Origin of the sequence: Bremerella cremea (assembly GCF_003335505.1) — a bacterium.
In the GTDB taxonomy this organism is placed as follows: Bacteria; Planctomycetota; Planctomycetia; order Pirellulales; family Pirellulaceae; genus Bremerella; species Bremerella cremea_A.
This window is the reverse complement of record NZ_QPEX01000030.1, coordinates 86,524-100,570: the sequence shown is the minus strand read 5'-3', so window position 1 is coordinate 100,570 and position 14,047 is coordinate 86,524. Positions and strand designations below refer to the sequence as shown.

Annotated in this window: 10 protein-coding genes; 6 read left to right on the top strand and 4 right to left on the bottom strand. The window is 52.4% G+C overall.

Annotated elements, in window-relative coordinates:
• Positions 1-273: 273 nt before the first annotated feature.
• From DTL42_RS26330 to DTL42_RS15310, 6 genes are all read left to right on the top strand, one after another.
• Positions 274-876, top strand: coding sequence for a hypothetical protein (locus DTL42_RS26330; protein ID WP_158545399.1), 603 nt, complete (start codon positions 274-276; stop codon positions 874-876).
• On the top strand, positions 869-2,452 hold the full coding sequence (locus tag DTL42_RS15330; RefSeq protein ID WP_158545398.1) for a methyl-accepting chemotaxis protein: 1,584 nt from the start codon (positions 869-871) through the stop codon (positions 2,450-2,452). Before DTL42_RS26330 ends, DTL42_RS15330 begins: the two co-directional genes overlap by 8 nt.
• 318 nt (positions 2,453-2,770) lie before the next feature.
• Positions 2,771-4,318 carry a DUF1559 domain-containing protein gene (locus DTL42_RS15325; protein ID WP_158545397.1) on the top strand — a complete coding sequence of 516 codons (1,548 nt, stop codon included), beginning with the start codon at positions 2,771-2,773 and terminating at the stop codon, positions 4,316-4,318.
• A gap of 200 nt (positions 4,319-4,518) precedes the next feature.
• Positions 4,519-4,953, top strand: a complete 435-nt coding sequence (locus DTL42_RS15320; protein WP_114369604.1) for a BlaI/MecI/CopY family transcriptional regulator — start codon at positions 4,519-4,521, stop codon at positions 4,951-4,953.
• An 11-nt stretch (positions 4,954-4,964) separates the two neighbouring features.
• Entirely contained in the window at positions 4,965-7,754 is a 2,790-nt protein-coding gene (locus tag DTL42_RS15315) for a M56 family metallopeptidase (protein ID WP_114369603.1), read from the top strand.
• A 224-nt stretch (positions 7,755-7,978) separates the two neighbouring features.
• On the top strand, positions 7,979-9,880 hold the full coding sequence (locus DTL42_RS15310; protein ID WP_114369602.1) for a M48 family metallopeptidase: 1,902 nt from the start codon (positions 7,979-7,981) through the stop codon (positions 9,878-9,880).
• 96 nt (positions 9,881-9,976) lie between these two features.
• On the opposite strand, the gene DTL42_RS15305 is transcribed toward DTL42_RS15310, so the two are convergent.
• From DTL42_RS15305 to DTL42_RS15290, 4 genes are all read right to left on the bottom strand, one after another.
• Entirely contained in the window at positions 9,977-11,014 is a 1,038-nt protein-coding gene (locus DTL42_RS15305) for a DUF1559 domain-containing protein (RefSeq protein WP_114369777.1), read from the bottom strand.
• A 613-nt stretch (positions 11,015-11,627) separates the two neighbouring features.
• Positions 11,628-12,038, bottom strand: coding sequence for a hypothetical protein (locus DTL42_RS15300; RefSeq protein ID WP_114369601.1), 411 nt, complete (start codon positions 12,036-12,038; stop codon positions 11,628-11,630).
• 130 nt (positions 12,039-12,168) lie between these two features.
• The gene (locus DTL42_RS15295; protein ID WP_114369600.1) at positions 12,169-12,588 is read right to left on the bottom strand and encodes a carboxypeptidase regulatory-like domain-containing protein; all 420 of its coding nucleotides are present in this window, start codon (positions 12,586-12,588) and stop codon (positions 12,169-12,171) included.
• Between the two features lie 140 nt (positions 12,589-12,728).
• Positions 12,729-13,712: a DUF1559 domain-containing protein gene (locus DTL42_RS15290; RefSeq protein ID WP_114369599.1), complete on the bottom strand. Its 984-nt coding sequence runs from the start codon at positions 13,710-13,712 to the stop codon at positions 12,729-12,731.
• Positions 13,713-14,047 lie beyond the last annotated feature (335 nt).

Below are 14,047 nucleotides of genomic sequence, written 5' to 3'. Positions count from 1 at the left end.
CGTCTGGCGATGCCCTGCCATAAAACGGCATCATCTTCGTCACAATCGACTTCACTGAATCTATCGCTCAGTAATTGCAATTATCCTCTTTTCTTTTTTTGAGCGGATTTCCGCAACTCTTTCTCAGTGTGCCGAAACCTTGAAGTAATTTTGGCTTGCCTTCCCATTCCATCTTCCTTCAGTGGAACCATGACAGCGCAACCATCAATATCAAGAACCGCGGTGTTCGCTTTGCTTGCCTGGACCACAGCCGTCGCGGCAACGTTGGCTTCTATGATTATTTACGGAGGCGCGGCGGGGGCGACACAAACGCCGCCGACATCGTGGCCAACCGCTTCCATCATCTCGCGTGATACGACAAAACCCACGCTGCTAGTTTTTCTACACCCTGAATGCCCTTGTACGCGGGCAACTCTCGATAACCTCGAACCAATGATCACGGACTTTTCTGTTTCCACGTTTGTGATCTACCCCGGTAATTTCCAGCTATCTCAACCGGCACAGAACAGCGATCTGGGAAGTTGTCGACGAGAACTACTTCGTTGGCAGACACTGCCCAACGTCACTTTGGTTTCAGACAACGAGAATCAAGAGGCGGAACGCTTTCGTGCGTTAACGAGTGGGTACTGCCTTTTATTTGATACCGCAGGCAAGCTCCGCTTTAGCGGTGGCGTTACGGTAAGTCGTGGCCATCACGGAGCGAACTCTGGCTTGGCCAGTTTACGTTCAATCTTGTCGGAACAAGGGCTGACCGATGCGACCTATCCGGTGTTCGGCTGCCCCTTACAGCAAATCCCATGCGATCCCCCACCCTCAGATATCACCAATCGGCAGACCATGCTGCTCGATGATCGTGAAGGACACTTCCATGCTTAGCAAAATCTTATTTCCTCAATATGCTGGCTTGGACACCGAGGAAGCCTCGCTGCTGTATCAAGAAGAGCAGGTCGTTAACTCTCGCACGAATCGCTTGTTCGCAGTGCTCATGCTCATTCAGGCTTGCGCTGCGTTTGGCTTAGCTCTTTTGATCTCTCCCCAAACATGGGCCGGTGCAGCCAGTAGCACCCATCCTCACATTTGGGGCTCCGCTATTTTGGCAATCTTGCTCGGTGTCATTCCGGCCTACCTAGGGTGGTTTCAAGCGAAAAACCCAATGACTCGTTACGTTATGGCGATCTCGCAAGCCGGGTTCTCTGCTTTATTCATCCATATCTCTGGTGGCCGAACCGAGGTCCATTTCTATGTGTTCCTTTCCTTAGCATTTTTGTCGCTCTACCGTGATCCCTTAGTCCTCCTGCTATCTTCCGTGATCATCGCTGCCGATCACATACTGCGTGGCTTGCTCTGGCCCTATTCGATCTTTGGTTTAGCAGATCCCGCTTTATTGTTGGTTGTGGAACATGCAATTTGGTTGGTGATTGAAGTTGCCGTCCTGCTTGTGGGTATCTATGCGTCGCTAAAAGAAGCTGCCGGACGCTGCCGCCAACAAGTTGCCAACCGCCGACAACATCTGGCCTTGAACATGGCAATCGACCAGCTTCGTCCCGTCTTCGATCGCGCTGCCCAAGGAGATCTGACGGTCGATATTCCGGAAATCCAAGACCAGCATGTCAAATCACTGCAAACAGATCTCGATCGTACAATCCGTTCCTGGAATCGCGTGATCGCAACGTTTTCGCGAAGCGTGGCAGGCGTCACCACCAGTTCAAGTCATCTTTACTCCAGCTCGACCAATCTATCGCAGTCGATTCAAATACAAAGTGACTCGCTCAATGCAATCTTGAACGAAGTGGAATCACTTCACCAGTCGATTCAATCGATTCGCCAAAATGTCAGTCGAGCCGAAAACGCAACCGAGACTGCCAATACTATTGCCCTTCAAGGCGAACAAAGCCTGGCCGAATCGGAACACTCGATGAAGATCATCGAAGAAAGCGCCGACCAAATGATTGCTACGGTCAGCACCATTCAAGAACTCGCCAAGCAGACGAACATGCTGGCCTTAAACGCTTCGATCGAGGCTGCCCGGTCCGGGGAAGCAGGTCGCGGTTTCGCAGTGGTCGCTCAACAAGTGAAAGAACTAGCAGGACACTGCGATAAGAACGTGGCCTTGGTCACCCAGATGATTCACCAAACCCGCCAACACATTCGAATCGGCGTCGAGAAAAGCAGTCGGACCAGTCATCAATTTAAAGAAGTTTGCTCTGCCGTTGCTTCCATCAATCACGAAACCAGCGGCATCTCCACGCTTACACAGGATCAGGGCGATTCCGCCGAACGCCTTCGCCAACAGATTGCCAACCTGAAAGAGCTTCATCAATCCACTCGTCAAAACGGCGACCAACTTTCCAGCGAAGGAGATGTCCTTGAAAAGCTGGCCCACCAACTGCGCGAGTGTGTCCATCAATTCAAGTTCCAGGCAGAAACAGAGCCAATGCTGACATCAACCTAGGGAACCAACTCCACGGCTCTGTTCGACTGACCTAAATCAACCGAAAGCAGCTTATTTTCGGTTGATTTTTTTCTTGCGATCACACTGACATCCAGGCACATTAGGGGGAAAATCACCTGCCTTTAACCTAGATGCGACATCACGATGCTTTGCCAGTCTTTCACCGCCTCACGCTTCTCCTCGTTACGTCTCTACTTGCTGCCAACCCTAATGGGATTGGCCACCTTATTGAGTTTATTGCCTACGTCTGCCCTGGCTGAGCAAGCAACAAGTGAGTTTCCAACGCTGGCAGAGGTCGTCCCGCTCGATCTTTGTTACATGGTTGGCGAAGCGAATTTTAGTTTGTTGCACGAGCTAAATCAGCGTAATCAAGAGCCAGGTCCACTTGGTCCTCATGCCAAACCGATGGAATTTCCTCCTGGGTTAAACCGCAATATCACAGACCAAGCAGTCCTCGTCCCCTTAGGATCGATTCAGAAACTCTTATGGGCGAATGCAGCCGATTACCGGTACGGTGCTCCTAGCCTGCTCCTCATTCAAACGGTTCGTAACATTGATGTGGCAGAGCTCAAAAAAACTCATGAGTTGGCCCCCGATCTTGATCTCACAAACACCTTCGAAATAAAGCCTTTCGGAGGAGGCCGTTTAGCGAGAATGATTGCTCCCAACCGGATCGTGATCGCCAGCAGTCAGGAGCACATGGACACTTTTGTCGAATTTCAAGACAAGCCAATTAATAGACGCAAGTCAGGTGCAAGCCTGTTTTCCGAATCTAACTTTATCTTCCGCTATGCCCAAAGAAAGCGGCCGGACCAAGAAGAGCAAGTGATTTCTGACGAGCAAATATCGGAAGATCCTATCCTCAAAATTATCGGCTCGCTGGATCGCACCATTACTCAACTTGTCTTTCAAGCAAGCGTCGCTGACGACCACTCTTTATTGCTGAAATTAGAAGGACAATTCAATTCAGCTGAGGCTGCCAAAGATGCGTCACTAAAATACAAAATGGGCAAAGCCATGCTCGACTCCTTTTTTGAGCTCTACCTGGAAGACACCAAACTCCCCCCGACATTCGATTCACCAGCCGTCGAGAACTGGCCCCATTTGGTATTGGCTCTTAAACAGCTCTTGGAAAATGCTCAGGTCGAAGTCAACGGCAACGACTGCGTCATTCAAACCAAGTGCGATCCAGACCTCTACGATACACTCGTCAACATCTGGAACAAAATGCCTCAAGTAACTGCCAGGTCGAACGACTTGTTTCGCCTTCGAAAGGTTCTCTCGGCATTGGAAATCTATCATCTAATTCATGGCCACTACCCACCCTCGGTGATTTTCGATGAAGAGTCAGGCCATGCGCGGTCCTGGCGTGTCGAGCTGCTCAAGCTCATGCAGGATGACGATCTCAAGGATCTCTACGAGCAATACCGCAAGGACGAGCCTTGGAATAGCGAGGCGAACTTGAAACTTCTCGATGCCTCGGTCTCGGTTTTCTCTAGCAGTTGGGAAACCGATCCCCATGCGGCCAGCTTCTATTATGTGCTGGGCGAAGGAACTCCATTCGATGATGAAGAACCAAACCGAGATCAAATAACAGACCCTCGCTCTGAAACCGTTTTGATTGTCAGTGCCGATCGCAATATCCCCTGGACCATGCCAGAAGATTTGAATTTCGAGGACACAATCGATCTGAATAAACTCGGCATCTGGAACAACGATCAGGTGTTAGTGGGAACAGCCGACAATCGCACCTGGATCCTGCTTAAAGACTTCTCCCCGGAAAGCTGGCAAAACATCCTTCTCAAAGCCGACGGCAAGCGAGTAAAAATCCCAGAGCAATACCGCCCGCTTAAACGAGCCAAGTAATCGTTTTGACTTAGCTTAGCGGCCGCGCGTTCTCTTCTGCTTCTGCTTCCCAGGCGGCACGCTTCAGCCGCCTGTTGGCTGCTGCGTGGCCGGCTGCCCATCTATTTTTGGTTTCTTAGAATAATTCCATTGCATGCCAGCCATCTTTTCTATAAAACCAAAACTAAGAAACCAAAAACACGTGACACAAGGAGACCCAAGTGGCACGCCCTAAAGCCAAAGAATTAACCGAGCGGGAACTCGAGATCATGCACGTCTTCTGGCAGCAAGATGCCTGTGGCGTAGCAGAAGTTCAGCAAACCCTGGAGGACGCTGGCCGCCCGCTGGCTTATACCACCGTCAGTACGCTGGTGAAGATCCTCGAAGAAAAAGGATTTCTGGAACAAGTCACTGACCAGCGCCCTTACCAGTTTCAAGCGGTACGTTCGTTTTCGGAGGTCAGCGGCCGGCTTATCTCGGACCTGATCGAACGTGTCTTTGGCGGTAGCCGCGAGGCACTACTGACCCGGCTGTTCGCTCCTGGCCAAATGTCAGCAAAAGAAAAGAAGCTAATCGAGGCCCTCCTTGAACAACGGACCTCAGGGCCGCCGCAGCAGCCCGGTAAGTCGAAACGCAAACCACCCCGCTCTTCGTAAGGTTCTTCCCCATGTTCGCTCAGATTGCCCTTTGGCTCTTGTGGATCGTCCTGCAGTGCAGTGTTGTCGGGTTGATCGCCATCGTGCTACTGTTCCCCCTGGCGCGTTCTTTGCCTGACACGCGTGGCCGGCTAGCGTTGTCCGGCCTCGCGGCGATGGGGATCGTTCTGATGGCCGGCGTTATTCCTGGCCGCGGCTGGCTGGTTCCTTCGCCCGAAGTGGCTTCCCCGTCGCAGTCTGCCGTTAGGGAAGACAGCTTGTTGCAGAAACCTCAAGCAGTCGAAACAGCACCTACAATTACCGAGCCGGCCAACGCCACGCCAACAACCGCCGAGCCCCTGGCCATACAGTGGCAACGTTTAACAGATTGGTTCGTCCCAACCGAACTACCAGCGCTAGAGCCTCAAGCCGCTCAGCCCCAACCAACGCCTCGCTCGGCCAGCTGGATGCTTTGGTTCACAGCGATTCTTATCACGGCGCAGTTGTTGGCAGTGGTACGCATCGCAGGGGGGCTGTGGGCATTGAAGCTGTTGGAACGTCGTAGCCGCCCCTGCGACGATGTCGATATGCAAACCCGCTTGGCGCGATTGAGTTCCCCCAGCGGAATCCAAGCCCCGTTGAAGCTGGCTGTGATTGATCGCCTGCAAACTCCAGCAGTCGTCGGCTGGCGACGCTTTACGATCCTTCTGCCAGCGGAATTTTCGCAGTGGAATGGCGCTCAGCGCGATGCCGTGCTGGCCCACGAACTCGCGCATATCACTCGCCGCGATGGTTGGTGGCGGGCCATCGCCGTGCTGTTGCAGGCACTTCATTTCTATAACCCTTTGGCGTTCGCTTTGTCGCGACGATACACCCTCGAACAAGAACTGGCCGCCGACAAACTGGCCTGCGATTGGCTAGGGGATCGCGAGAGCTATCTGCAAAGCCTGGCTACGTTGGCTCTGCGTCAAGCTCCGCCTGCCCCGGCTTGGTCGACCTTGGCTTTTCTCCCTTCTCGCTCCATGTTTCTCAGGAGACTCGAAATGTTACGTGAAGTCCCCCGTCACTTCTCTCAAGCCACCGAGCGAGCTCTCCAGTTCGGCTCGCTGGCCTTGTTACTGGTTGCCGCTTTGGCCGTAGGCGGCCTCCGCCCTCTTTCGGCTCAGCCGCCAGAGAACACCGCCGAAAAGGAAGCAGTACCACCGCAGTCCCAGGTGCGAACCCCACGCTCGTTGGCCGAACTCCTGCCCAACGACCTGGCCGAATTAGCGATCGAAATCAAACTGGCAGAGCTGATGCAGATGCCCCAAGTCGCAGAAATGCTTTCGCCGCCTGACGGCATCAACCGAACTTCAGAAACGTCGTTCGGCGATATTCTTCAGCAACAAGTCACCCTCTTTCCTACGAACCAAGTCGAATCGGTTCTGTACGTAGAAAAACTGAACGCCAGTGGTCCACCAACCCGCGTTACGATAGTGCGTCTTAAGCAAGACCTGACCGAAAACGACGTCAAACATCTCGGCAAACCACTACCATCCCTGAGTGATTCCGTCACAGCAGGTGCGATTTTCGAGAAAGGCGATAGCTATGTTCTTGCCACGGAGTACGCCTACTATCAGAGCACCGATGTCGAAGTTCTCAAACGAATTTCCGAATTCAATCGCACCGATTCAAAAACACGCGATTCACTGTCCAAACACCTTTCTGCCAGTGATTCCCCGCTGCGTGTTTCCGTGGATTGGCCCACTTTTGGCAAACGGCTGCTCTCGCAACCAGGCTTTGCCAATTCGCCGAACCAGTTGATGATTGCTCCCCTTACCAAGACCGCCAAACGCTGGAGCATAGAACTTGTCCCTCAGGACGCCAACAAGAAAGCATCCCTACGAGCAACCGGCGAGTTCACCACCCTAGAGGAAGCGAAGCAGGCTGAAGCAACGCTTACCTCGATGCGAACGCTGATTCAAAACCTTCTCGCCACCGATCAGTTCACCAAACTGGCCGAATCGGCTCCTGATGCGGCACATATTAAGCAACTGATAGACCTTGCTGGCAATCTTTTACAGACGACAAAAATAGAAACGCAAGGGACTAACGTGGTCGTTACAGGCTCGACCGGCATGACCAGCGAACAACTGCTGGCCACCTTTCTGCCTGCCATGCACCAGGCCCGCTTGGCTGCCCAGCGGATGGCCGACGTGAACAGTCTTCGCCAACTGGCACTTGCCTTTTACAACTACCACGACACTTACGGGCATTTCCCCCAAGCGGTTGTGGTGGATGCTGAAAGTGGGCAGAAACGTTCGTGGCGGGTTGAACTATTGCCCTACCTAGGAAAGCAAGATCTGTACGAGCAATACCGCAAAGATGAACCATGGGATAGCGAAGCGAATCGTAAGCTGATTGCTCAAATGCCACCGATATTTGGCGCGAGCGGCTCCCCCGACCGAACTTCAACTTCCTTCTTTGCCGTAACCGGCCCCAACACGGCCCTGGCGCCAGTCGACTTGAAGGCTGCGAAGGCGAACGGTGCCCAGACACCACCGAGGCCAACCAGCATTGGGGATAACCCGACGTACAACGACTTCCCCGATGGACTAGCCAATACCATCTTGCTGATTCAAACCAAAAAGGATGTCCCCTGGACCAAGCCAGAAGACCTCCCTTTAGCAGAAGCCGACGTCGCGAAACTGGGCGGTTTTCATCCTGGTATCTTCCTCGCCGCTAGGAGCGATGGCTCCGTTACTGCCCTGACTAACACGGTCGATCCTGAAATCTGGCACTTGATGCTTATTCGTAACGATGGAAAAGCGTTTCCCCAATAAAAAGTACCTCTCTTAAAAATTGCACGCAACCAAAGCCACTGCCGGCACAATCGGCTGTGGCTTTCTTTATGGGGGAGCACAAACCCGCTGGCGGTTTGCTTCTCTTTTGCTTGCTTGGCGGCTCAGATTTTCTCATACTGCACAGCGGAAACATCGATTTCCTGCGATGCGATTCTCTTCCTTCTCATTGTCCGCCCTGGGCCTAATAGCGAGCATGCCACGTCATGTCTGAAAACTTCAGTAAGCTTGGGTTCGCCAAGACCTATATCTACCCAGCTTTGGCTTTGTTTTTGATTCCGATTGGTTGTCTTGTTTTTTACACGTACATTCAATCGACTTATGATCAGCAGTTCCTGGAAGCGGCGAAAGCAGATATTCGCAACGATCAGCAGCTAACACCGGAAGAGAAAGGGGGTTTAATCGCCTTTTACGAGACGTTTCCCCCGTCGCGTCTGATTGTTAGTAACCAGCCTGGCGCGGCCGAGTGGCGCGAGCTTCAAGACACGCAGTATCTCATCGAACAATATTCGCTGGCCTGGGCGGTGCGCATCTCGTGGCTGTGCATCTGGGCAGGCATTGCCGCGTTTGTGCTGACCGGTATTGGCGTCGCTCTTTCTCTGCAATCGCAAGCGATGCAGTACCGCAGCTTATGGGTTGGTTGGCATTCGCTGCGTTTATTTTGCACGCTAGAAGTCATCGCCCAAGGGCTGCTCGTCTTCTCGCTCTCGTTCTGGATTCCCGCTTTCTTCTTCAGTGTTTACATCATCAAAGTTCTCCTTCTATTCGCGATTATCGCGTTGGGGGCAATTGGGGTGGTGATAGCCGCGATCTTTAAACGACCCAACGACGACTTTGTCGTTCAAGGAGAGATCCTCACGCGCGAAATGGCGCCGCAGCTTTGGTACGACCTAGAGCAACTCAGCAGCAAGATGCAAACGGCTCCGCCCGATCATGTGATTGCTGGCATCGACGACAACTTCTTTGTCACGCAACTGCCGGTCAAAGTGCAAGACAAGCACGAACAAGTTCAAACGCTCACGGGTCGCAACTTGTTTGTTAGCTTATCGCTTTTAAAGAAGTTGCCTGGGCAGGAAGCCGACGCCGTGCTGCTACACGAACTGGCGCATTTCAGCGGCAATGACACCCTTTACTCCCAACGAATCGCCCCGCTCCTGGCTCGCTACGATCATTTCCTGCAAGGGCTGTACGAAGGTGGCGTGTCGCGTCCCGTTTTCTACTTTGCGGTCATGTTTCGTGCGTTGTACGAAATCTCGCTTGGCAGCCTCAGCCGGCAACGCGAGTTCCGTGCCGACCGCCTGGCTGCCGAGGCAACCTCGTCCCACGACATGGCGCATGCCTTATTGCGAATCACCGCTTACTCCCAATACCGTGCCGAGCTTGAAAAGGAATTCTTTGAAGCGGAAGAAGTCCACGAACAGGTCAATTTGTCGGAACGGATCGACGGCGGCTTTCTGGCTTATACCAATTCATTCGTCGACAAACACAACGTCGGCGAACTAGCCACCGCTCACCCGTTCGATTCGCACCCGCCACTTAAACAGCGACTGGAAGCGATCGGTTTTCGCGCGACTCCTGACGCGATGCGCAGTGTCCTTTACGACGAATCGATCGGCAACTGGTTCCAAAAAATCGATGACGCGGAACTGCTCGAACGAGAACAGTGGACAGCCTATGAAGAGCAGTTCCGTCAGTTCCACGAAAACATTCTGGCCTTCCGCTACATCCCTTCAAACCAGCAAGAACAAGAGCTCGTCGAAAAGTTCTTCCCTCCTCTCACGCTCACCGCCGCCAAAAATCGCCCGGTCTCGTTCGACTTCGAGAAAGTCACCTATGAAGACTGGGATGCACCTATCTACTACCGTGAAATCGAATCGATGACTTTCGAGAATCAGTGGGGAGCCCGACTCGATCTCGTCGTGAAACGAAACGGCAAGAGCAAGACGATCAAGCTGCCGCTGAGCAAAACCCAGAGCGAACAACAAGAAGTCATGGGCACGCTGGAAAACTATTACGGACGAGCGGTCAGTGCGATCGCCTACCAGAAAAGCTTGAAAGAGCCGGAACCGATGTCGCCGGATGAAGACCGCTTCTCACTAGAGACGTAATAACGGCGATGCTTTTCGAACACCGCGCATAAAAATGCGGGGACACTGGTGGGCGTCCCCGCTTTTATTCATGCGATGCAAGTCATTCTGCTGCGATTAGAATTCGCCCAGAACGGTTCCGTCCTGACGATCGGCCAGACCGGTCAGCACCGAGTAATTGATCGTTTCCGATAGGAAGTGGCACGATCCGTCAGCAAAAGCAGCAATCACGCCACCTGGGTGAGCCGAAACCAATGGCAGGTTTTCGTCACCAGGATTGGTGTAGCCAGCTTGGCTGTTGTACGGATAGTTGATCGGGTACTTAATGGTTGTCACGTTCTGAGCAACCGTACCGCTAGTGTTGTAGTAAGCACTGCTCCAAGTACCACCGTAACCAAGCCCATAAGCCGTACGCAGGTTTTGCGACTGGCGATTACGGTTCTGATCGTAGTAGTAGTTACCACATTCACTGACCAACATCGTGTTGCTAGTCCCATCGGTGATGCTCGACAACCCAACAGGTCGCGACGAGACACTAGAACCAGGAGGGCTAACCCCCACGATCAGGCCGTTGTAAACGGTGCCGCCATTGCTACCGAAATTCGGTGTGCCGGTTGGCGTGGTCGGCGGGAAGGTCGACGGCTGAGCCGTACCACCACGCATATACGAGCCGCTAATGCCGACGTAGCTGGTCAACTGGAACGCCAAATTGTTTAGGTTCGAGTCGGTGTAAGTTTCCGGCAGTGGGCTGGATGGGCACTTGAAGCCATCCACACGCAACGCTGACAGCGTGTTCGCATTGGCAATCGACTGGCCGTTGTAAGTCGTCGTCGAGACGAAATTGTTAACCGGGAATTCCAACAGGTTGTACGCAGCTGTCTGCTCAATGAACGGCAGCAATCGCACAAAAAACGATGGATTCGAGCCAGAAGTTCCCATCGTGTTGAATGGGATCTTATCTCGATAGGTATCGTGATAGTTCTGAACTGCCAAACCCATTTGCTTCAAGTTATTGTTGCACTGAATTCGACGGGCAGCTTCACGAGCTTGCTGCACAGCCGGCAGCAGCAGGGCAATTAAGACGCCGATGATCGCAATCACGACGAGCAATTCCACCAAGGTAAACCCTCGGCGGGCATACGAGGAATGTGTCACTTACAGTCTCCTTCTCTGTTCCCAGAGACAAAAAAAGAAAATTGAGATGTGGATGAGCTCCTCTGCTTATGAAGAACAAAAGGAGCCGGTCGAATCGCCACGGAGAATCCTCCCCCTCCGCGCCTCTTCGGCAATTCTTCCCGATGATCAGGAATTAGAACGTTGCCCTAGGCAAGCTCGAAAACCAAGCCACCGCAATATCATTTATACTCACCTTCTCTACCTTACAGCTACGGTTTTGCGCAACTATAAGAAAGTATTTTCCCTGACACAACCAAAGTCACATCTACGGCAGACTATTTCACACAACCTACTTCGATTGAGGTAAGGACTTCCCCGATTCCTAACCGTAAACTTCACCACAAGAACGTGTTATTGGTAAACACGCAACAGGTGATGCTTGTCATTATCAGCGGTCAGCCAGCAGAGAATTGCGGCAAAAGCTAGGGGTTGAGAAGTCACTTATTAAGCTGCCGTCGAAGAGCTTCCGCTGCTTCAGGCCAGACAAGCCCCCTCCACCGGAAGGGGCAATCCAACGCTGCTCTTCAACTGCAAATCATCTATCAGATTGCTAAGGTGAGAATAACCCACTTAGGTGATTTCACAATATATCTCAATTCTCGGTGTCGAACGTCTTCAACTCTTCACGTCTCGCAGCGAGAGCCAACAGGCGCCTATGAGAAGTATCCATAATACCTCCCCCGAGACGCGAGACGAGCAACGCGTATTGAATTGCTAACTCCGGGGCGGCGTCGTACATCGGACCGAAAGCCCTGAGTAACACCCAGTAGCAAACAAACACGGCGGCCAAGCCAGGCAGAACGCGTACCAACCACTCGCTGGCCATGGCAGTGATCGATCCGGTAACCACCAAAAAGATCGGAACCAGCAGATACATCACCGCAACACCGAACACGTCACGCAGTTCTTGTTCGACCTGACCAAAGTTCATGCTCTCGACCGAAGGACGATACGGCTCGTCCTGTTCGTGGGAATTCGGATTAGGCTCTTGCTCATCGATCATCCTTGTCGCCTCGGCAGAAGTAAGCGGATTGCCCTTCCATCCTATCCCGAGACAAGAAATGAAAAAGACGCCCCAACCGCTTTAGATTCGAGGCGTCTTTCAAAAACGAACAATGCTTGGCGTAGGCCGCCTACTTCTTCGTCAACTCGAAATCAAACGTGTTGGGGCCTAATTCAACCGTCCTGTCCAATTCTGAACGCACGTTGTACTTGGCGGGTATTGGCTCTCTAAACTCAGGCCCCTTGTAATCATCCGGCTGCTCTGGCGGTACGGTCGTGATTGCCACGAGATGCTTGCCAGGCTCGGCACCTTTGGTATCTCGGATATAGATCAGTTCGTAGTTTCCAGCCGCATCGGTCATCCCTCGCGAAGGACGACCTTCTTCAGGCGTAAACGTAACCAATGCACCGGAATAGGGTTGACCATCGACCGTAACGGTGCCGGTCACCTTGCCCAAATCTCCGTAGTCTTGCTCGGCACACCCCAGGATGCTCACCGTCAAAATGACAATCCAAGTGGCGATCCCTGGTTGAAAGTTGCAAGAAGTCATTCTTGATTAAGCTCCATGAAATCTAAAAGTTCGTACCGAGATCGCTGAAACCAAACGCCAGCGACACTCGGTCGAAAAAAACACAGACTCACCACGTAGGATGAGCCTGCTCGATTGGTTTGTGATTAAGAGGCGGTCACTTAGAATTCGCCCAGCACGTTTCCGTCTTGGCGATCGGCCAGACCAGTCAAGATCGCGAAATTGACCGTCTCTGCCAGAAAGCGAACGCTGGCGTCCCCCTGAGTAATCAACACGCCACCAGGATGCGCCGAGACCAAGGGAATGTTGACATGGTAGTCGGCGCCATTTCCCGTTCCCCCTTCGGTTGCAATCGCATAACGAACGGTGGTTACGTTGGCCGTCCAACTGCCAGCGCCACCGCCGTTGCCCCACGATTTGCCAGCGTGGCCACTGCTACGGCGATCAACTTTCGCACCACTGGCGTTGTAGAAGTAGTCGCTCTGTTCGCTGACCATCATTGTGTTGGTTGTTCCATCGGAAACGGTGGCCAAGCGGATCGCATTACTCTTGGAACTAACCGGCACGATCATTCCGTTGTAAACGGCGTCGCCGTAGCTGCTATCTTGTTGCGATGTCGACACAACGTTCGACGTTCCACCTTGCCAGTACGAACCAGTAATGCCGACATAGTTGACTAATTGCAACTCGACCTCACCGTTAGCGTTGGTATTTTGCTTTTCAGTTTCTGGCAGCGGGCTCGAAGGGCAATTGAAACCAGGAACACGCAGTAGCCCTAAGACCGCCGCATTCGGGCTGGGACCGTCTTGCATGGTCCAGTCCCCAGTAAACACAAACTGATCGTAGGCCGAATTCTGCTCGACAAAAGGCAACAGCCGCACAAGCCAAGATGGGCCACGCTGACGATCACCCACGCTGCCGGACTGAGGAACTGCGTTGTAAGGCAACTTGCCGAAGGTGTCGTGATAGTTGTGAATCGCCAGACCGATTTGCTTCTGATTATTGGTGCATTGAATTCGCCGGGCCGCTTCACGCGCTTGCTGCACGGCAGGCAGCAGCAACGCAATCAAGACACCAATAATGGCGATCACCACCAACAATTCAACCAAAGTAAAAGCATGTCGCCGTGGGGTACGACTGTCCATTGAGGACTCCAAGAATTATGGAAAGGAAAAAAACAGGATTGGCAAATAAAAAGCCATAAACAAATCCGTTATCTCTTTAATACAAAACCTGTTCCACAATCATGTTGTCAGTTGAGTTTCTCGATAGCCTACTTGGGCACCCCCCGGACACAAAAAGAAATAAGCCCCACTAAAGAAGAAAAACAAGCCTATTAAGATAAAGTATTCCCCCAAAGTATTTTAGAAAGACGCAATTCCATTACCCCCTCGCATGAGTGTTGCTTCGTTATGTTGCCCAATAAACAAGCGTAAATTTACTAACCTGCCTGCAAAACTGATATAACGGTAAATCAAGG

Excerpts from the sequence above, each read along its gene's own strand:
- DTL42_RS26330 (WP_158545399.1), top strand. The coding sequence starts at position 274 with ATGATTATTTACGGAGGCGCGGCGGGGGCGACACAAACGCCGCCGACA.
- DTL42_RS15330 (WP_158545398.1), top strand. The coding sequence starts at position 869 with ATGCTTAGCAAAATCTTATTTCCTCAATATGCTGGCTTGGACACCGAG.
- DTL42_RS15325 (WP_158545397.1), top strand. The coding sequence starts at position 2,771 with ATGGTTGGCGAAGCGAATTTTAGTTTGTTGCACGAGCTAAATCAGCGT.
- DTL42_RS15315 (WP_114369603.1), top strand. The coding sequence starts at position 4,965 with ATGTTCGCTCAGATTGCCCTTTGGCTCTTGTGGATCGTCCTGCAGTGC.
- DTL42_RS15310 (WP_114369602.1), top strand. The coding sequence starts at position 7,979 with ATGTCTGAAAACTTCAGTAAGCTTGGGTTCGCCAAGACCTATATCTAC.
- DTL42_RS15300 (WP_114369601.1), bottom strand. The coding sequence starts at position 12,038 with ATGATCGATGAGCAAGAGCCTAATCCGAATTCCCACGAACAGGACGAG.
- DTL42_RS15295 (WP_114369600.1), bottom strand. The coding sequence starts at position 12,588 with ATGACTTCTTGCAACTTTCAACCAGGGATCGCCACTTGGATTGTCATT.
- DTL42_RS15290 (WP_114369599.1), bottom strand. The coding sequence starts at position 13,712 with ATGGACAGTCGTACCCCACGGCGACATGCTTTTACTTTGGTTGAATTG.